Annotated in this window: 14 protein-coding genes; 5 read left to right on the top strand and 9 right to left on the bottom strand. The window is 73.2% G+C overall.

Annotation, left to right across the window (positions count from 1 at the left end):
* Positions 1-8: 8 nt before the first annotated feature.
* Positions 9-1,277: an O-antigen ligase family protein gene (locus tag JTN19_RS10120; RefSeq protein WP_206931980.1), complete on the bottom strand. Its 1,269-nt coding sequence runs from the start codon at positions 1,275-1,277 to the stop codon at positions 9-11.
* A gap of 146 nt (positions 1,278-1,423) precedes the next feature.
* On the opposite strand from JTN19_RS10120, the gene JTN19_RS10115 reads away from it, so the two are divergent.
* The 4 genes from JTN19_RS10115 to JTN19_RS10100 are packed head-to-tail and all read left to right on the top strand — an operon-like array spanning position 1,424 to position 5,370.
* Positions 1,424-2,365: an NAD-dependent epimerase/dehydratase family protein gene (locus JTN19_RS10115; RefSeq protein WP_206931979.1), complete on the top strand. Its 942-nt coding sequence runs from the start codon at positions 1,424-1,426 to the stop codon at positions 2,363-2,365.
* Positions 2,366-2,373: 8 nt separating this feature from the next.
* The gene (locus JTN19_RS10110; RefSeq protein ID WP_206931977.1) at positions 2,374-3,318 is read left to right on the top strand and encodes a glycosyltransferase; all 945 of its coding nucleotides are present in this window, start codon (positions 2,374-2,376) and stop codon (positions 3,316-3,318) included.
* The gene (locus JTN19_RS10105) at positions 3,315-4,466 is read left to right on the top strand and encodes a Gfo/Idh/MocA family protein (RefSeq protein WP_206931976.1); all 1,152 of its coding nucleotides are present in this window, start codon (positions 3,315-3,317) and stop codon (positions 4,464-4,466) included. Before JTN19_RS10110 ends, JTN19_RS10105 begins: the two co-directional genes overlap by 4 nt.
* Positions 4,456-5,370 (top strand): DUF6492 family protein, encoded by a 915-nt coding sequence (locus JTN19_RS10100; protein WP_206931975.1) that lies wholly within the window; start codon positions 4,456-4,458, stop codon positions 5,368-5,370. Before JTN19_RS10105 ends, JTN19_RS10100 begins: the two co-directional genes overlap by 11 nt.
* Here JTN19_RS10100 and JTN19_RS10095 read toward each other — a convergent pair.
* Both JTN19_RS10095 and JTN19_RS10090 read right to left on the bottom strand, forming a co-directional pair.
* Positions 5,367-7,490: a GumC domain-containing protein gene (locus JTN19_RS10095; RefSeq protein ID WP_206931973.1), complete on the bottom strand. Its 2,124-nt coding sequence runs from the start codon at positions 7,488-7,490 to the stop codon at positions 5,367-5,369. The genes JTN19_RS10100 and JTN19_RS10095 overlap by 4 nt on opposite strands.
* The gene (locus JTN19_RS10090) at positions 7,490-8,761 is read right to left on the bottom strand and encodes an MATE family efflux transporter (RefSeq protein WP_206931971.1); all 1,272 of its coding nucleotides are present in this window, start codon (positions 8,759-8,761) and stop codon (positions 7,490-7,492) included. Before JTN19_RS10090 ends, JTN19_RS10095 begins: the two co-directional genes overlap by 1 nt.
* 104 nt (positions 8,762-8,865) lie before the next feature.
* On the opposite strand from JTN19_RS10090, the gene JTN19_RS10085 reads away from it, so the two are divergent.
* Positions 8,866-9,807, top strand: a complete 942-nt coding sequence (locus tag JTN19_RS10085) for a glycosyltransferase family 2 protein (RefSeq protein ID WP_206931970.1) — start codon at positions 8,866-8,868, stop codon at positions 9,805-9,807.
* A 7-nt stretch (positions 9,808-9,814) separates the two neighbouring features.
* Here JTN19_RS10085 and JTN19_RS10080 read toward each other — a convergent pair whose 3' ends face one another.
* The 6 genes from JTN19_RS10080 to JTN19_RS10055 form a co-directional block, all read right to left on the bottom strand.
* Positions 9,815-10,888, bottom strand: a complete 1,074-nt coding sequence (locus JTN19_RS10080; RefSeq protein WP_206931968.1) for a BMP family ABC transporter substrate-binding protein — start codon at positions 10,886-10,888, stop codon at positions 9,815-9,817.
* A gap of 60 nt (positions 10,889-10,948) precedes the next feature.
* Positions 10,949-11,866, bottom strand: a complete 918-nt coding sequence (locus JTN19_RS10075) for an ABC transporter permease (RefSeq protein ID WP_206931967.1) — start codon at positions 11,864-11,866, stop codon at positions 10,949-10,951.
* A 67-nt stretch (positions 11,867-11,933) separates the two neighbouring features.
* Entirely contained in the window at positions 11,934-13,010 is a 1,077-nt protein-coding gene (locus JTN19_RS10070) for an ABC transporter permease (RefSeq protein ID WP_206931966.1), read from the bottom strand.
* The gene (locus tag JTN19_RS10065; RefSeq protein ID WP_206931965.1) at positions 13,007-14,509 is read right to left on the bottom strand and encodes an ABC transporter ATP-binding protein; all 1,503 of its coding nucleotides are present in this window, start codon (positions 14,507-14,509) and stop codon (positions 13,007-13,009) included. Before JTN19_RS10065 ends, JTN19_RS10070 begins: the two co-directional genes overlap by 4 nt.
* Positions 14,506-16,764: a xanthine dehydrogenase family protein molybdopterin-binding subunit gene (locus JTN19_RS10060; protein WP_206931964.1), complete on the bottom strand. Its 2,259-nt coding sequence runs from the start codon at positions 16,762-16,764 to the stop codon at positions 14,506-14,508. Before JTN19_RS10060 ends, JTN19_RS10065 begins: the two co-directional genes overlap by 4 nt.
* Before the next feature lie 185 nt (positions 16,765-16,949).
* On the bottom strand, positions 16,950-19,037 hold the full coding sequence (locus JTN19_RS10055) for a methyl-accepting chemotaxis protein (protein WP_206931962.1): 2,088 nt from the start codon (positions 19,035-19,037) through the stop codon (positions 16,950-16,952).
* Between the last annotated feature and the right edge of the window lie 47 nt (positions 19,038-19,084).

Here is a 19,084-nt window from a genome sequence, read left to right as displayed (position 1 = left end):
ACCGCGGATCAACCAGGGCGTGCCAGTTCCCGCGCGCCCTCCGGTGCCACGAGGCCGAGCCAGCCCAGCACCCACAGGATCAGCAGCCCGTCGCCGCGCAGCAGCGCGGCCTCGGTGTTGGCATGGATGGCGCCCACCAGCAGCAGCATCAGCACCCAGTAGCCCAGCGCGCGCCGCCTTCCCGCCAGCCGCCACAGCGCCACGGCCAGGGTCAGCCCCGCCGCCGCCGCCAGCGCCGCGAAGCCCACCCAGCCCAACTGCAGCACCACCTCCCGCCAGCCGCTGTGCGAATCGGGCGCCGGCCATTGCAGGTCGAGCCAGATGAGTTCAGCCGGTGTCAGTCCCTGGAGCCAGAAGGCGGCGAAGCCGTGGCCCAGCCAGGGGCGCTGCGCGATGGCGCGGTCCACGCTGGCCCAGATCTCGGTGCGGCCGGTCAGCGTCTCCTCCTTGCCCAGGAGGTCGAAGAAGCCCTCCGTGCCGAAGGCGCCGGCGAAGCCCAGCGCGGCGGCGGTGAACCCGCCCACCCCCAGCAGCAGCAGCGCCAGCCAGGCGCCGCCCGCCCGTGCCGCCAGCCAGGCCAGGGTCAGCCCCAGCACCAGCAGCGCGAGCACCAGCGCGGTGGAGGAACGCGCCAGCACCAGCATCACCAGCAGCAGCAGCGCGATGGCCATGTGCCGCCCCGTGACCCGGCCGGCGGTCAGCATCAGAAAGCCCAGCGCCAGCATCCCGTGCAGCAGCGCCGTGCCGAAGCCGTTCTTCTGAAGGAACACCCCGCGGATGGCGTTGCTGTAGAAGCCCTCGTCGAAGCCGATGGCGGGCCGCAGCAGGGCCTCCAGCAAGCCCAGCGCCACCGTCAGCAGCACCACGCCCAGGAAGAGGCGCATGGCCCGGTGCAGGCCGAGCTCGCTGAACAGCAGGAAGAGGAACAGCATCTGCGCCGCCACGGCGACACTGCGGCGCAGGCTCTGCCCCGGCGCCTGTGACCACAGGATGGAGGCGCCCGCCAGCGCGAAGAGCACCAGGAAGGGCCAGGCCGCCAAGGCGAGCCGCGCCACCCGCGCCGGATGCCGCAGGGCGAAGCCCAGGCCCAGCACCAGCACCGCCGCCTGGATGGCCGTGTTCACCGGGTTGGAGCCAGAGAGGATGGCACTCGGGTCGGGCGGCGCCAGGGAAATCCGCGCGCCCAGGTAGTTGAAGAGCGCCACGACCATGACAGCCAGCACCAGCCGTCCCGGCGCGGCGGCCAGGGGCGGGGCGGCGGCCAGGGCCATGCTCATCTGGCCATCTCTCCGCGCCAGCGGCGCCGACATTTCCGCATCTGCCTTCCCGTGGTGCCGCCTGCATCCCGCATAGCGGGTGGGGCCGGGCGAAATCAAATGCCACGCGGCTGGCGGCGCGGTGCCGCTGCGCTACAACAGGTTGCATGGGCGTCCAAACCCTTCTCGTGGCCGGGGCCAGCGGCTTCATCGGCGGCGCCATCGCCCGGCGCCTGGGCGCGCGCGGGGATATGGCGGTGCGGGCGGCCTCGCGACGGGCCGTGCCGGGCGGCGTGCGGCTGGACCTGACGGACCCCGCCACCCTGCCCCCCGCGCTGGCGGGCGTGGACGCCGTGATCCATTGCGCGGTCGGCGACGCGGCCCCCACCATCACCGGCACGCGGCACCTGCTGGCGGCCGCCCGCGCGGCGGGGGTGCGGCGCTTCGTGCATCTCAGCTCCGTCAGCGTCTATGCCGCGACCGAGGGCGCCCTGGCCGAGGACAGCCCGCGCGTGACCTCCGAAGGCGCCGGCTATGCCCATTGGAAGGCCGCCGCCGAGCGGGAATGCGAGGCGGCCGGGATCGAACTGGTGCTGCTGCGCCCCGCCATCGTCCATGGCGCGGGCTCCGTGCTGTGGGTGGGCAAAATGGGCGCGCGGCTGCGCCACGGTTTGGTGGGCGAGATGGGCGCGGCGGGCGAGGGCTGGTGCAACCCGGTCCATGTGGAGGACGTGGCGGCGGCGGTTGAGGCGGCGCTGACCGGAAGGCCCGGCGCCTACAACATCAGCGGCGCGGCGCCCCTTACCTGGAACGCCTATTTCGCCGGGCTGGCGGCGGCGATGGGCCTCGAAGTGCCGCGCCTTTCACCCGCGCAGGTGGCGCGGAATGCCCGGCTGTCCCTGCCCCTGAAGGCCTTGGCGCGTCTGGCCCCGGCGCTGCGCCCGCACCTGCCCGCCTTGGTGGGGGCCCCGGCGCGCGGCGAGTTGGCGCTGTTCCGCCAGCGCGTCACCTATCCGATCGAGGCCGCGGCGGAGGGGTTGGGCTGGCACCCCGCCATCAGCGTCGAACAGGGATGGGCCGAGGGCGCGGCCTGGCTTCGCGCCGCATGACGGCGCCCGTGGCCAGCATCGTCATCACCACGCATAGCCGGCCGCTGCTGCTGGAGGCCGCGCTGCGTTCCTGCCTCGCCCACGCCACCCGGCGCGGCCTGGATTTCGAGGTGGTGGTGGCCGACAACAGCCCGGACGGCCATGCGGCGGCGGTGCTGGCGCGCCTCGACCCCCAGGTGCCGCTGCGCGCGGTGCCCTGTTCGCCGCCCAACATCTCGGTGGCGCGCAATGCCGGGCTGCGCGCCGCCCGCGCCCCCCTGGTGGCCTTCCTGGACGATGACCAGGAGGTGGAGCCCGGCTGGCTCGATGCGCTGGTGGACACGCTGGAGCGCACAGGGGCGGATGCCGTGCTGGGGGCGGTGCGGCCGCTGCTCCCGTCCGGTGTGGACCCCGCCCCCTGGGACCCGGAGAGCCGCCAGTTCAGCCGCCTCAGCCCCATGCCCGAGGGCGCGCCCGTCATCGCCGGCGGGCCTTCCCGCACGCGGGATTTCGTGGTGGGCGCCGGGAATTCCCTCTGGCGCGCCGCCACCTGCTTCACCGAGCCGGAGCCCTTCGACCTCGGCTACGGCGCCTGCGGCGGCGAGGATCTGGAGCTGTTCTTGCGGCTGGAGCGGGCAGGGCGGCGCTTCGCCTGGTGCCCCTACGCCGTGGCGCTGGAGAAGGTGCCGGCCAGCCGCTTCGCCCTGCGCTATGCGCTGCTGCGGGCCTATTCCGGCGGACAGGTCTTCGCCGCCCTGTCGCGGCGGCATGGCGGTGGCGGCACCACCCTGCGCGGGGCGGCGCAATTCCTGGCCATGGGGCTGCTGGCCCTGCTGCTCTGGCCCTTCCCCGACGCGCGGGGCCGCTTCGGCCGGGCCGCGCTGGCCGCCGCGGCGGGGCTGGGCAAGCTGACCTGGTGGCGGCGCGTGGCGCTCTACCATGCCGAGGCGGTGCAACGGGCGAGGGCCGCATGAACTTCGTCGTCATCGGCTGCGGCTTCGTGGCCGACTACTACATGGCCTCGCGCCCCGACCATGCCGGGCTGCGGCTGCTGGGCGCCTTCGACCGCAATTCCGCGCGGCTGGACGCCTTCGCGCGCTTCCACGGCACGCGCGCCTATCCCAACCTGGAGGCCGTGCTGGCGGACCCCGAGGTGGAACTGGTGGTGAACCTCACCAACCCGCGCAGCCATGTGGAGGTTAGCCGGGCCGCCCTGCTGGCCGGCAAGCATGTCTATTCCGAGAAGCCCCTGGCCCTGACCATGGCCGAGGCCGAGGAGCTGGTGGCGCTGGCCGCCGCGCGGGGCCTGGCGCTTGCCGCCGCCCCCTGCAACCACCTGGCGCCCCCGGTGCAGGAGATGGCCGCGCTGGTCGAGGCCGGGCGTCTCGGCCGCCCCCTCATGGCCCAGGCCGAGATGGATGACGGGCTGATCCCCTTCCAGGGCCACGAGGCCTGGCGCAGCGCCTCCGGCGCGCCCTGGCCGGCGGCCGACGAGTTCGAGATGGGCTGTGTGCTGGAACATGCCGGCTACCAGATCGGCCCGCTGGTCACGCTCTTCGGCCCGGTGCGCGAGGTGGTGGCCATGCCCGCGCATCTGCTGCCCGAGAAGGGCGAGGGGCTCGGCCCCATGAACCCCGACTTCTCGGTGGGCGTGCTGCGCTTCGACCATGGGGTGGTCGCGCGCCTCAGCCTGTCCATCATCGCGCCCCATAACCGCTTGCTGCGCGTGGTGGGCACCGAGGGCTTCGCCACCATCCCCGATGTCTGGGACAACCGGGCCAGGCTGCGCCTCAGCCCCACCGGCAAGGGGTTCTGGCACCGGGCCGCGCGCAAGCTGGAACTCAAGCTGGGGGCCTTCCTGCCCGGCGTCACCCTGGGCCGGGCGCTGCGCGTGGCCTACCGCCCGCGCCCCAAGGGCCGCCCGCCCATGGACTACCTGCGCGGCGTGGCCCAGCTGGCCGCCCAGGTCGAGCAGGGGGCGCCGCCGCTGATGGGGCCGGAACTCGCGCTGCACGTGACCGAGGTGACGCTGGCGCTGCAATCGCCGGAGGCCGCCGGCCGCGTCCAGACCATGCGCACCGGCCTGACCACCCGACCCAGGGAACCCCGACTTGCCCGCTGACACGCCGCGCATCGGCATCCTGACCTGTTCCTTCGCCGGCGACTTCCATCTGTGCCGCACGCTGGCACACAGCGTGGAACGCTTCGCCCGGCCGGAGGTGCTGCACCGCATCGTGGTGCCGCGCCGTGACTTGGCGCTGTTCGGCGCGCTGGCGGGCCCACGCACCGAGATCATTGCGCAGGAAACGCTGCTGCCGCGCGGCTTCCTGAACCTGCCCCGCCCGCCGGGCGCCATCCGCCGCGCCATCCCGGCGCTGCGGCGCGAAATCTATCTGACGCCGGTCGGCCTCGTGCGCGGCTGGATCATGCAGCAGATCGTGAAGTTCGCCGCCGCGGCCGCGATGCCCTGCGACGTCGTGATCCACGCCGACAGCGACACCTGCCTGATCCGCCCGCTCGACCCCGCTTCCCTGGCGCCCGGGGGGCGGGTGCGCCTCTATGCCCTGCCCGGCGAGGGTCGGCTCGACACCCACCTGCCCTGGCACGCCGCCGCCGCCGAATTGCTGGGCCTGCCGCCCTGCGACTATTTCGGGGCGGACTACATCGGCTCGCTCATCACCTGGAACCCGGAGAGCGTGCGCGCCCTCCTGGCCCGCCTGGAGTCGGTGGCCGGGATGCCCTGGACGCGGGCGCTGGCGCGGCGCTGGCAGTTCTCGGAGTACATCCTCTACGGCGCCTATGCCGGGCGATCGGGGCTGTGCCCGATGCCGCACGCGCCGTCATCGCGCTCGCTCTGCCACAGCTCCTGGGGGCATGACGTGCGCAGCCCGGAGGGTGTGGCGCGCTTCGTCGCCGCGCTGGAGCCGCACCATCTGGGCGCCGACGTGCAATCCACCGAGGGGTTGGACGCGCCGGCGCGCGAGGCGATCTTCGCGGCGCTGGAGGCGCGCGCGGCGGAGCTTTAGGTCGCCAGCGCGGCGAGCGGCCCAGGCAGCACCTGCCGCCGCCCGGTGAAGGCCAGGCCCGGCAGCGCGCCGCCGGCCGCCAGGATCTCATCCCGCCGGGCGCGCGCGGCGCGCAGCGTCGTCACCTCGCCCCGCACCACCAGCAGGTTCGCGTCCATCAGCCCCGCGAGGCGCCGTGCGGCGTAGCCCGAGCCATCGGCGCCCACCACCAGGATCACGTCGAACTCGCGCTTCAGCAGGGCCAGCATGCGCGCGGCCTCGGCCTCGCCGGCGCGCGGGTCGGTCAACTGGCTGTGCTGGGATTCATACGCCACCCAGAGGCGCTCATGGGCTGTGGGGAAGGCCAGGACATGGCCCTCCACCCGCTCCACCGCCTCCGGTGCGCCGCCCAGGGCGCGCAGATGCGCGGCACCATCGGTCTGCAGGTCCAGCAGCAGCACCATCCGGCCGCGCCGCAGGGCCAGTTCCTCCGCCAGCGCCCGGGCGAGCAGGCCACGCTGGTCATCCCCCTCGCCCGTCAGGTGCAGCACCGGCCGCGCGCCGATCTGGTCCAGCAGCAGGCCGGCCAGTTCGGCCAGCGGGGCCTCCTCATCCGGCCGCGCCAAGCTGGCCAGCACGGGCAGGCGGAGATTCGCCACCGCCTCGCCGGGCGTGGCGGGGGTGGCGCGCAGCAGCGTCAGCAGCACGAGGCCGGCGCCAGCCAGGGTGAAGCCCGCCACCAGCCCGGCGGCGGCGAAGAGCAAGGCGCCGCTGCGGCCCTCGAAGGGCGCGGTGGGCGGCTGCACCAGCTGCACGGCGGCGGCGCCCCCGCGGCGCGCGCTTTCCTCCAGCCGCACGCCGGCCTCCCGCGCGGCGAGGCTGCGGGTGATGCCGTCCAGCGCATCCCGCCGGCGGAACAGGTCGCGCAGCACGGCATCGGCGCCGCGCAGCGTGGTGGCGCGCGCCTCGGCCTCGCCGCGCTGCACGCGCACCTCCTCCAGCTGGCGTGTCAGGCTGTCGAGTTCGATGCGCGAGGCGATAAGGCGGGCTTCCAGCGCGTCGCGGTTGGGGTTGCGGATGTCGCGGCGGGTGGCGAAGGCCGTGCGCTCATTGCGTTCCAGCGTCTGCCGGACATTGGCGATGCGCTGGTCCAGCTCCCGCAATTCGGGCGCGCCGGGGGCGTAGTGGGTGGCGATGTGCTGCCGTTCCTGCAACAGCCGCGCGAGGGTGTTCCGCGCCTCGTCATTGGGGGCGAGGTTGGTGGCCTCGCTGCCGGCGAAGACGCGCTCGGGCTCCGCCGCCAGCCGTTCCTGCGCGGAGGCCAACTGCGCCGCCGCCGCCGCCCGCTGCTCGCGCAGGGTGTTCTCGCGCACCAGCAGCGCATCGAGACGCGCATTGGCCAACGCGATGTCCTGCCCCAGCTCCATCACGCCGAAGCGCGCCTGGGCCTCCTGGATCTCGCGCTCGATGCCGCGCAGCTCCTCGCGCTGGCGGGCGAGGTCCGAGGTGAGAAGCCGCGCGCCACCCTCATGCCCGGTTTCGGACCGTTGGCCCAGATAGGCCTCCAGTACCGCCTCCAACACCAAAGTGGCCCGCGCGCGGTCGGTCGCGCGGTAGCGCAGGCGCAGGATGTTGGTGGAGGGTTCGGTGTCCGCGCGCAGCGCGCGGCCGAGGAGGGTGGTCGCGGCCTCGACCTGTTCCTCCGGCGTCAGCGCCCGCTGCCAGGGGCGGGGGTTGGCGAGGCCGGGGGCGATGGTGGCGGGCCCCAGCCGTTCCACCGCGCGGCGGGCCACGGGGCGGCTGGTGGCGATCTCCATCTCGGAGCGCACGACGCGCAATTGCTCCACCGTCTGCACGGTGGGGCCGAGGCCGGAGAGGTCGGCGGCGCCCACGCTCTCGCGCGTCACCTGGATGAGCATGCTGGTCTCGGCCTCGAAGACCGGCTGCCGCGTGAGAGCCAGCGCCAACCCTGCCGCGACAGGAAGGCCGAAGGCCAGCAGCAGCAGCCAGCGCCGCAGCCAGAGCGTCACCAGCAACTGCGCGGGTGTGAGGCGGCGCAGCGCCAGCACATCCGCGCGCTCCGCCTCGACGGGGGCGGCGGCGCGGGGGCGGGCGACGGGGGCGGAGACCGCGAGCGACATCAGGCCCCCGTGGTAGCGCAGCTTGGCCGCGCGGGGGAGGTTTCGCGCGCCACCTCGCGCCACAGCAGCGCGGCCAGCGCCGCCTGGCCCGCCGCCAGCACGACCAGGCTGCCCGGCCCACCCAGCCACAGGATCATGGGCACCAGCGCCACCACCACCGGCCCCGCGACGACGCCGATCCGCAGCGCCAGCGCGCGAAACCGCGAAGCCGCCTGCAATTGCCCGGCCGCGATCTCCGTCATCGCCTGAAGCCCGATCACCAACGTCCAGAGCGCGACCAGCGGGCCGATCCCGTCATAGCGCCCCTGGAGCAGGTGCCGCGTCAGCACGTCCCACGCGGCCCAGAGCAGCAGCGCATAGGCCAGCACCGCGACGACCAGCGCGAAGGTGGCGATGACGGCCTGGCGGCGGATGCGGTGCGCCTCGCCCGCCGCGCGAAGCTGCGCGAAGCCCGGGATGAGCGTGCGGTTCACCCCCACCAGCAGCAGCGCGGCGGGGGTGAGCAACATGCGGGCGGCGTTGACCTCGGCCACCGCGGCGAGGCCCGCCAGCAGGCCCAGGATGTAGAAATGCGCCTGGTTTTGCGCCAGCGTCACCGCGACCCCGCCCACCGACCAGCGCCCCTGGTCCCAGACCGTCCGCAGCCCGTCGCCCATGCCGCGCAGCCCCTCCCGCAGCGGCAGCCGGGCGGTGGCGGCCGCGACCACCGCCGTGACCGCGCAGGCCGCGCCATGGCCCGCCAGCGCCGCCACCGGCACCGCCAGCCCGAGCGCCAGCCCGGCCAGGGCGAAGCCGGCCCAGAGCAGCGCGTTCAGCCCATCCAGCGCCAGCGCCGCCTGGGGCCGCAGCAGCGCCAGGCGATGCACGCGCAGGAAATCCTGCGCGACCGCGGCCGGGATGACGAGCAGCGTCACCGCCACGAAGGGCGTCGCCCAGCCCGCCGCCGCCAGCGCGGCCAGCGCCAGCAGGCAGGCCAGCGCGACGCCGCCCAGCTGCGCCAGCAGCAGGGCGGCGGCGAAGGCCGGGCGCGCGGCCTCCGGCCGCCCATGCTGGGCCACGATGAACTGGCTGCCGAACATGCCGCCGGCGAAGCTGTTGGCCACCACCACCGCCATGTAGCCCAGCGCGTAGAGGCCGAACTCCTCCTTCGTGCCCAGCCGCAGCACCGCCAGCGCCACCGCGAAATTGGCAAGGCTGATGACCGCCTGGTCCGCGATGCCGGCCAGGGTGCGCCCGCGCGGCCCCGTCAGCAGGCGCGGCAGGGCGGGCATGGGGGGTGGCGGACCTGGGGTTGCACCCATCCCCTCTACAGGCCGGAGCGGCGCACGGCCACCGCCGCTTGCCGCGCGGGGTGCGCGCCCACATCCTGAGTGCCATGTCCCTGCCACGCCTGAGCGTCGTCGTCCCCTGCCATGACCGCATGGACCTGCTGGCGCGCACCCTGCACGCCCTGGCCGCGCAGCGCCTTCCAGATGGCTTGGGATGGGAGGTGGTGGTGGCCGACAACCACCCGGACGCCCTGGCCCGCCCGCTGGTGGAGGGCTTCGCCGCGCCGGTGCCCTTCCGGCATGTCGTCGCCACGCCCCATCGCAACATCGCCGCCGCGCGCAACCGGGGGGTGGCGGCGGCACGCGGTGAGTTCGTCGCCTTCGTGGATGATGACGAGGCGCCGGAGCAAGGCTGCCTCGCCGCGCATCTCGCCGCCCTGGAGCGCACCGGCGCGGATGCCAGCTTCGGCCCCAAATTCCCGATCTTCGAGGGCGGCGCGGCGCCGGATTGGGACCCGGAGGGCGAGTATTTCCGCACCGACCTCGGCCTGCCCGCCGACACGCGGCTGAACCCGCTGGACTGGTGGCACGCCGGCGGGCGCGGCGTGGGGACGGGCAACTCCCTGCTGCGCCGCGCCACCTGTCTGGTGGGCGACACCCCATTCAACGAAACCCTGGGCCGCGCGGGCGGCGAGGACACGCTGCTCTTCTTCACCCTGGCCAAGCAGGGGCGCCACTTCATCTGGACGCCCGATGCGCCGGTCGAGGAGATGAACCAGCGCGGCCGCCTGACGCCCGACTACATGCGCGCGCGGCTGGCCCGCAGCGCGCGGCACTCCGCCCTGTTCCGCGCGGCCGTGAGCGAGCGGAAATGGGCCGCCTGGGCCGTGGCCTGGGGCATCGGCGCCGCGCAGGTGGCGGTGCATGCGCCGCTCTATCTGCTGAAGCGGCGCGGCCCGCCCTCCGCCTGGATGCGCCACCGCTTCGGCATCGCGAAGGGGCTGGGCAAGCTGGGGCTGGGGGCGGACCTGGACTTCGTGCGGGAATAGGCCCCGCTCAGGGCATCTGCACCTCGATGCCCTGGTAGAAGTAGTTTTGCGCGCGGATCTGGTCATCGGTCAGGCGCTGCCCGGCGGGGATGACCGGCGTGCCGTCCTGCCGCGTGATCGGCCCCTCGAAGGGGTGCAGCGTGCCGGCGGCGAGCGCGTCGCGGATGCGCTCGGCCTCGCTCGCTTCCTCGGGCGTCATGTTGGTGAAGGGCGCCAGGCGGAACATGCCGGAATCGAGGCCGCCCCAGGTGTCGGTCGGCTGCCAGCTGCCGTCCAGCACCGCGCGGGCGCGCGCCACATAGTAGTCGCCCCAATTGTTCACGCTGCTGGTGAGGTGCGCGCGGGGGGCGAAGCGCGTCATGTCGGACGCCTGGCCGAAGCCGAAGACGTTGCCGCGCTGCTCGGCCAGCTGGAGCGGCGCGGGGCTGTCCGTGTGCTGGCAGATCACGTCGCAGCCCTGGTCGATCAGCGCGCGGGCGGCATCGGCCTCGCGGCCCGGGTTGAACCAGGCGCCGGCCCAGACCACGCGGATGCGCATCTGCGGGTCCACGGACCAGGCGCCGCGCATGACGGTGTTGATGGCGTGGATCACCTCCGGCACCGGGAAGGAGGCGACATAGCCGATGGTCTTGCTGCGCGACTTGCGCGCGGCGATCACGCCCTGGACGTAGCGGCCCTCATAGAAGCGGGCGTTGTAGATGGCGAGGTTGCGGGCGGTGGCGGTGCCGGTCGCACTCTCCCAGAACACGTTGGGGTTCTGGCCCGCCACGCGCTGCGTCGCCTGGAAATAGGAAAAGCTGGTGGTGAAGATGAGGCGCGAGCCCGTGCGGACCAACTGCGTCGCCACGCGGTCGAAATCGGGCGGGGCCACGGCCTCCACCTGGGTGGCGCGCACCCGGTCGCCCAGCACCTCCAGCATCCGGCGGCGGCCCTGGTCATGCATGGTGGACCAGCCGAAATCGCCCACGGGGCCGATCAGGATGAAGCCGACATTGAGCGGCGCCTGGGCCTGGGCGGGGGAGGCAGCGGCGGCGCCGAGCGCGCCACCGCCGAGCAGGATGTTGCGGCGGGACAGGGTCATGGGGCGGGGGTCTCCTTCGCGGGCGCCACTACACATTCGTGAAGCGTCTGTCATCCAGGATCAGCGATCGGGCACGAAGGGCTGGCCGAGGGATTGCGGCCCGGCCACGCCGCCGCGCCGCAGCCGCATGATCAGCACCAGCACCAGGATGGTGATGAGGTAGGGCATGGCCGCCAGCAGTTGCGTGGGCAGCGGCACCCCGGCCGATTGCGCATGGAGTTGCAGGATGGTGGCGCCCCCGAACAGATAGGCCCCCACCGCCGCCCGCCACGGCAGCCAGGAGGCGAAGACGACGATGGCCAGCGCGATCCACCCCCGGCCCGCCGTCATGCCCGAGGTCCAGAAGGGGGTGTAGACCAGGGATAGATAGGCCCCCGCCAGCCCCGCGCAGGCCCCGCCGAACAGCACGGCCAGGAAGCGCACCCGCAGCACATGATGGCCCAGCGCATGGGCCGAGGCATGGTTCTCGCCGCAGGCGCGCAGCACCAGCCCCGCGCGGGTGCGGAACAGGAACCAGGAGACGCCGGCCACCAGCGCGAAGGCGGCATAGACGAAGGGGTCCTGCGCGAAGAGCACGGGGCCGAGGAAGGGAATGTCCGACAGATAGGGGATCGCCACCTGCCCGATCCCCTCGCGCTGCACGCCCACGAAGGGCGCGCCCACCACGCCCGAAAGCCCCAGCCCGAAGATGGCCAGCGCCAGCCCCGCCGCCACCTGGTTGGTGGCGAGCCCGAGCGTCAGCAGTGCGAACAGCGCCGCCATGGCCATGCCCGCCAACACGGCCGCCAGCACGCCGAAGGCGCTGGACCCCGTGGTGATGGCGGCCGCGATGCCGACCGCGGCGCCCATGATCATCATGCCCTCGACGCCCAGGTTCAGCACGCCCGAGCGTTCCACGACCAGTTCGCCGATAGCGGCGATCAGCAGCGGCGTGGAGGCGGTGATGACCGTCAGGAGGATGGCTTCGAAAAGGGTCATTCTTGCGCCCTCAAACGCCGGCCGCTTCGCGGCCGGATACTCGTGGCGCGATTCCACTCCTGCCCGGTCATGCCTCCGCCCTTCGCACCCAGCGCACGCGATACAGAAGCAACGTGTCGCAGCCCAGCACGTAGAACAGCAGCAGCCCCTGGAAGACGCGCGTCACGTCCAGCGGCATCTGCATCATGATCTGTGCGTTCTCGCCGCCGATGAAGGTGATGGCGAGGAACACGCCCGCGACAAGGCAGCCCACGGGATTCAGCCTTCCGAGGAAGGCCACGATGATGGCGGTGAAGCCATAGCCGGGCGAAAGCCCCGGTTGCAGCATCCGCACCGTCCCCGCGGCCTCCAGCACGCCGGCCAGCCCGGCCAAGCCCCCCGCGATGGCGAAGACCGTCCAGGTCAGGCGCTTCGCGTCGAAGCCTGCGAAGCGCGCGGCGCGCGGCGCCTCGCCCACCAGCGTGATCTCGAAGCCCTTCAGCGTGCGCGCCACCATCAGCGCCACCAGCACCACCACCAGCAGCATGATGGGCGTACCGAGGTTCAGCCTTCCGCCCTCCATCAGCAGGGGGATGGTGGCTTCGGGCGCGAAGACCACGGTCTGGGGCATGTTGAAGCCCTGCGGGTCGCGCCAGGGGCCGCGCACCAGCCAATCGAGCAGAAGTTCGGCGACATAGACCAGCATGAGGCTGGTCAGGATCTCGTTGGCGCCGAAGCGCGTCTTGAGCAGGGCCGGGATCAGCGCGAACAGCGCGCCGCCCAGCGCGCCCATCGCCAGCATGGCGGGCAGCACCCAGGCGCCGGCACCCATGCCGTGCGTGGCCACCGCCAGCCACCCGCCGGCCATGGCGCCCATGAGGAACTGCCCCTCGGCGCCGATGTTCCAGTTGTTCGAGCGGTAGCAGAGCGCCAGCCCCACCGCGATCAGCACCAGTGGGGTGGCTTTTACCGCCACCTCCTGCAACCCCCAGAGGTCGGAGACGGGCATCACGAAATAGACGAACAGCGCCTCCAGCGGATCGCGCCCCATGGCCAGGAAGACCAGCACGGCCGAGACCAGCGTCAGCCCCACCGCCAGCAGCGGCGAGGCCAGGGTCAGCGCCCAGGGTGTTTCCATGCGCCGTTCCAGCACTAGGCGCCTCATGCCGCGCCCCCCATCCGCAGGCCGATGGCCTCGCGCGTCAGCCCCGCCACGGGTTCGGCGGGCGAGAGGCGGCCATGGAACAGCACGGCGATGCGGTCCGCCATCTCCAGCAATTCGTCCAGGTCCTGGCTGATGACCAGCACGGCCGAACCTTCCCGCGCCAGGTCCAGCAGCGCCAGGCGGATTAGCCCCGCCGCCCCCGCATCCACGCCCCAGGTCGGTTGCGACACCACCAGCAGGCCGGGCTTGCGCAGCACCTCCCGCCCCACCACGAACTTTTGCAAGTTGCCGCCCGAGAGCGCCCGCGCCTCCGGGTCACGCGGGCCTTTCCGCACGTCGAAGGCCTGCGTCACCGCATCCACCCAGCCCAGCATCCGCCCGCGATCCAGCATTCCGTGTCGCACCATGCCGCTGGCCGCATGGCCGGAGACCAGCGCGTTGTCCGACAGCGCCAGGCGCGGCGCGGCGGCATGGCCCAGCCGTTCCTCCGGCACGAAGGCCGCGCCCTTGCGGCGGCGGGCATTGATGTCGGCGCGGCCCACCGCGTCGCCATCCAGGAGGATCTGTTCGGCGCGCGGCGCCAGCACCTCGCCGGACAGCGCGGCGAACAGCGCCTCCTGCCCATTGCCCGCCACGCCCGCGATGCCCAGCACCTCGCCCCGGCGCAGGTCGAGCGAGATGTCCTTCAGCCCCACCCCATGCGGGTCCTCCGCCGCCACGGACAGTCCGCGCACCGACAGCCGCACGGGCCCCTCGGGTGGTGCGGCGGCGTGGCGCAGCGCCGCCACCTCGCTGCCCACCATCATCCGCGCGAGGCTGCCCGCGGTTTCCGCACGCGGGTCGGTGCGCGCCACCACGCGGCCATGGCGCAGGATGGTGGCGGTCTCGCAGAGGCGCCGCACCTCCTCCAGCTTGTGCGAGATGTAGAGCACGGCGCGGCCCTCCGCGCGGATGCGGTCCAGCGTGACGAAGAGCCCTTCGCTTTCCTGTGGCGTCAGTACGGAGGTGGGTTCGTCGAGAATCAGCAGGCGCGGGTCCTGCATGAGGCAGCGCACGATCTCGATGCGCTGCCGCTCCCCCACCGAAAGCCGCCACACCTCGCGCCCTGGTTCCAGCGGAAGGCCATAGGCGCGCGACACCTCGGCGAGGCGGGCCGCGATGCGCGGCACGGGCTCGGCGGCGTCCAGCGCGAGCGCCACATTCTCGGCCACGGTCAGGTTGTCGAAGAGGGAGAAGTGCTGGAACACCATGCCGATGCCCAAGCGCCGCGCGGCGCGCGGCTCGGGCAGATGGACCGGGCGGCCTTCCCAGGCGATGTGCCCTGCATCGGGCTGCAACAGGCCGTAGAGCATCTTCACCAGCGTGGACTTGCCGGCGCCATTCTCGCCCAGCAGCGCATGGGCCTCGCCGGGCATGACGCGCAAATCCACATGGTCATTGGCCACAAGCGCGCCGAAGCGCTTCACCAAGCCGGTGGCGTCGAGCAGCGGCGTGCTCATCGCCCGTGCAGCGCGGCCCAGAGCTTCTCCGGCGTGGCCGGCATGGTGATCTCGGCGCCCACCGCGTCACGGATGGCGGCCATCACGGCCTGGGGCGCGGCGATGCAGCCCGCCTGGCCCGTGCCCTTCACGCCCAGCCCATTGGCTTCCGTCGGCGCATCCTCGCGCAGCGCGATGTCCAGCGAGGGAAGGTCGGAGGCGCGGGGCAGGCAGTAATCCATCAGCCCCGCCGTCAGCAGCTGGCCGCTTTCGGGGTCATAGCGGATCGCCTCCAGCAGCGCCTGGCCGATGCCCTGCACCACGCCGCCCTGCACCTGGCCCAGCGCGAGCATGGGGTTCAGCAGGCGGCCGTAATCATCCACGGCGGTGTAGGCGCAGAGGGTGCATTCGCCCGTCTCCGGGTCCACCTCCACCTCGGCGGCATGGGCGCCGTTGGGGAAGGTGCAGAGGTCCAGCGCGTGGCGCGCCTCGCCCTCCAGCGGCGGTTCCTCGGCGGCGAGTTCGGCGAGTGTCACACTCTGCCCATCGGCCAGCGCGAAGCGGCCGCCGGCATAGTGCAGCGTGTCGGGCGCGGTCTGCAGCAGCCGGGCGGCGCGGCCGCGGGCCTCGGCCAGCAGGTTGTGCGCCGCCTGGCGCATCGCCTCGCCGCCCATGTGCAGGCTGCGCGCGCCGCCATGCCCGTTGCCGAAGGCGACGAGGTCCGTGTCGGCCTGGACGTAGCGGATGCGCTCCATGGGCAGGTCGAGCTGATGGGCCACATATTGCGGGAAGCTGGTCTCGTGCCCCTGCCCGTTGGACTGCGTGCCGATGGCGAGCGTCACATCCCCCTCGGGCGAGACGCTGAGCTTCGCCCATTCCCCGAAGGCGCCGCGCGCGGTCTCCAGGAAGGCCGTGAGCCCGAAGCCGCGCCGCTTGCCCTTTGCTTCACTGGCCGCGCGCCGGGCCGGGAAGCCCGCGCGGTCCGCCAGCTCGGCGCATTCCTTGAGGCGCGGGGCGAAGTTGCCGTCGCGCAGTTCCATGCCCAGCGCGGAGCGATAGGGAAACTCGCCGATCATGTTGCGTGCGCGCAGGGCCGCCGCGTCCTGGCCCGTGGCGCGGGCGGCGTGTTCGATCAACGTCTCGATGATGTAGTTGGCCTCGGGCTTGCCCGCGCCGCGATAGGCCTCCATGGGCGCGGTGTTGGTGAAGGCGCCGCGCACCGTCATGTGGATCGCCGGAATGGCATAGACGCCGCCCATGGCGGTGGCGGCCGCGTTGGTCGGGCAATGCGGGCCATTCGCCGAGAGATAGGCCCCCATCTCCGCCACGCCGTCGAAATCCAGCGCCAGGAACCGCCCCTCCGCATCCAGCGCCAGCCGCCCGCGCCCGTGCAGCCCGCGCCCATGGGCCGAGGCCGCGTAGTCCTCGCCGATGCGCGCCGTCCAGCGCACCGGCGCACCCAGTTCGCGGGCGGCGTGCAGCAGGCAGACATGCTCGGGGAAGGCCACGTTCTTCACGCCGAATCCGCCGCCCACATCGGGCACGACCAGGTGCAGCGCCTCGGGCGGCAGCTTCATCGCGGCGCAGAGCTGGTTCCGCATGGAATGCACGTTCTGCCCGTTGACGATCAGGCTGAGGCGCGACGCTTCCGGCACCGCCACCGCGGCGCGCGGCTCGATGGGCGCGCAGGTGACGCGGGGGTTGGGGATGTCCGCCTCGACCACATGGGCGGCGGCGGCGAAGGCGGCCTTTACCGCCGCGCGGTCGCCCTTGTGCCAGAGGAAGGCGAGGTTGCGCGGCGCCTCCTCGTGCAGTTGCGGCGCGGCCGGCGCCAGCGCCGCGTCATGCTCCGTGACGGCGGGCAGCATGTCGTATTCCGCGAGGATGAGTTCCGCCGCGTCCTCGGCCTGATGCGCCGTCTCGGCCACCACACAGGCCACCGCCTCGCCCACATGGCGCACGCGGTCCAAGGCCAAGGGCGGATGGTCCGGCTTCACCAAAGGTGTCTCGGCCGCCAGCACCGAGGAACAGGGCAGGCCGCCGATTCCGGCCTCCGCCAGCATGGCGCCCGTCAGCACCAGGTGCACGCCGGGGGCTGCGCGTGCCGCCGCCACGTCCAGCGCCAAGAGCCGCGCATGGGCGTGCGGGCTGCGCAGGAAGACGGCATGCAGCGCGCCCGGCTGCGCCAGGTCGTCCACATAGCGCCCCTCGCCCCGGAGGAAGCGCGCATCCTCGACGCGACGGATGGACTGGCCGAAGAGGCTGATGGCGTTCATTGGGCGAAACTAGCGCCCGATCGGCTTCGGTGGAATCACCGAAGGCGTGAATCGGTCGCTTGGCGGGCTGCCCGATTGCCTTCGGTGGAATCACCGAAGGCGTGAATCGGTCGCCTGGCGGCTCGCCCGATCGGAGAAGATGGGATGGCCGAAGGGGCGCGTGGCCCCTTTGGCCCTTGCGCGCCTCAGGCGGCGCGCATCTGGGTCAGCAGGGTGCTCAACTCACTCCGCAGCCCCTCGCCCTGCTGGGCGATGTCGTCGGTGGTCGCGGCCAGGCTGGTCAGCGCGCCCTCGGCGGCCTGGGCGCCCTGGCCCACCTCGTCCATGCGGGCGGCCACGCGGTCGGTGCCCGTGGCGGCCTCGGCCACGTTGCGGGCGATCTCGCGCGTGGCGGCCCCCTGTTCCTCCACCGCGGCGGCGATGGCGTTGGCCACCTCATTGATTTCGGCCACCACCGCGCCGATGCCCTGGATGGAGCGCACCGCCCCCTCCGCCGCGCCCTGGATGGCGCTGATCTGCGCCGCGATGTCCCCCGTGGCGCGGCCGGTCTGGGCGGCCAGGCTCTTCACCTCGCTGGCGACGACCGCGAAGCCCTTGCCGGCCTCGCCGGCCCGGGCGGCCTCGATCGTGGCGTTCAGCGCCAGCAGGTTGGTCTGGCCCGCGATGTCGCTGATGAGGCGCACCACCTCGCCGATCTTGGTGGCGGCCTCGGTCAGGGCCGCCATGGTGGCATCGGTGGCGCGCGTCTCCTCCATGGCGCGGCCGGCCACGCGGGCGGCCTCGGCCACCTGGCGGGTGATTTCGCTGACCGAGGCCGAAAGCTCCTCGGCCGCGGCGGCCACGGTCTGCACGTTGCGGCTGGCCTGGTCGGCGTCCTCGTTCACCGCATCGGCGAGGCGCGCGGTCTGGCCAGCCCCGGCGCGCAGTTCGGAGGTGGCGCCGCGCAGCACCTCCACACGGTCCGCCATGGTGTCGAGTGCGGTGCCCAGCGCCGTCTCGATCTGCTGGGCCACCGAGGCGCGGGCCCGGCGGGCCTCCTCCGCGGTGGCGGTGCGCTGGGCGGCCGCGGCTTCCTCCAGGGTGCGGGCGCGCAAGGCTTCCTGCCGCAGCCCATCCAGGCCGCGGGCGAGGGCGCCAAACTCATCCGTGCGGTCGGTGGCAGGCACCGGGTTGTCATACTCGCCGGCGGCCAGGCGGCTGGTGGCGGATTGCAGGCTGGCGAGCGGCGCCAGCACGCGGCGCAGCACGACCCACACCGCGACGGCGAGGAACAGCAGCGTCCCCACCAGTACGGCGATGGCGGCGATGGACTGGGCCCGGGCCTGCGCGATCAGCGTCTCGGCGCGATCCTGCGTCACTTCGCTGGCGGCGTCGCGCACCAGCAGAAGCGTGCCGATCTGCGGCGTGGTCCGCTCGATGAAGGCGTCTGCCGCCATGCGAGCGGCCGAGGGTTCGGCCTGGGCCGTGCTCAGCGCCCGGAATTCCGTGAAGTAACCGGCCCGTGCCGCCGCCACAGCGGCCGCGAGGCGGGGATTGGTGCGGGTTTCCGGCTCCGCCTCCAGCAGGCGCCAGGCGGAATCCACCGCCCCGCGCGACTGTGCGACGGCCGCCTGGTTCTGCGGCGTCAGCCCCCGGTTCGCGGCGATGGCGCCGGCCACCGTGCTGCGCTCCTGCCCGGAGGCATCGCGCGCCAGCCAGCTGGCCTGCTTCAGCATGTTCAGCCGCGCGATCAGCGGGTCATGCTCGCCGGCGGCGGCCAGCAGCGCCGACCAGATGCCCTGCTGCGCGGCCACGAAGCGCGAGATTTCCCGGTGCAGCCCGCCGCGCGCGAAATCGGCGTCGCGCGCGTCGGCCGGCAGCGCCATTTGCGCGTCGGTGCGGCGGCGCAGGGCTTCCAGCGGGGCGGCCATGCCCTCCAGCTCCTGGAGCATGCGGGCCGTCTCGGGGAGGCGGGCCTCGCGCAGATGGACCAGTGCCTCCGTCAGCCGGGCCTGGAATACGCCGCGGTGCCGCGCGATCACGCCGCGTGCCGCATCATTTGCGGGTGTGGCGGCGGCCAGCGCCGCGTTGCTCTGGGCGCGTTCCAGCAGCAGCTCGAACAGCCCTTCGTTCAGGCGCGCCGCAGCCTTGTTCATCTCGGCGGCTGCCCGATGCTCCTCCCAGGAGGTCCATGAGGAGCGCAGCGAGGAGGTTGCTGGAATCAGCGCCAGGACGGCCAGCACGAGGCTGACCCCCAGGATGGGGACACGGACGGACCCAAGTAACTTGCTCATGGAGAAATCCTCGCAGCGATTTCTCCCTACCTGCCCCGGCGCGCCTG

The organism is Roseococcus thiosulfatophilus (assembly GCF_017311575.1).
GTDB lineage: Bacteria > Pseudomonadota > Alphaproteobacteria > Acetobacterales > Acetobacteraceae > Roseococcus > Roseococcus thiosulfatophilus.
The sequence above is the reverse complement of the archived record's forward strand: the minus strand, read 5'-3'. Positions and strand labels throughout refer to the sequence as shown.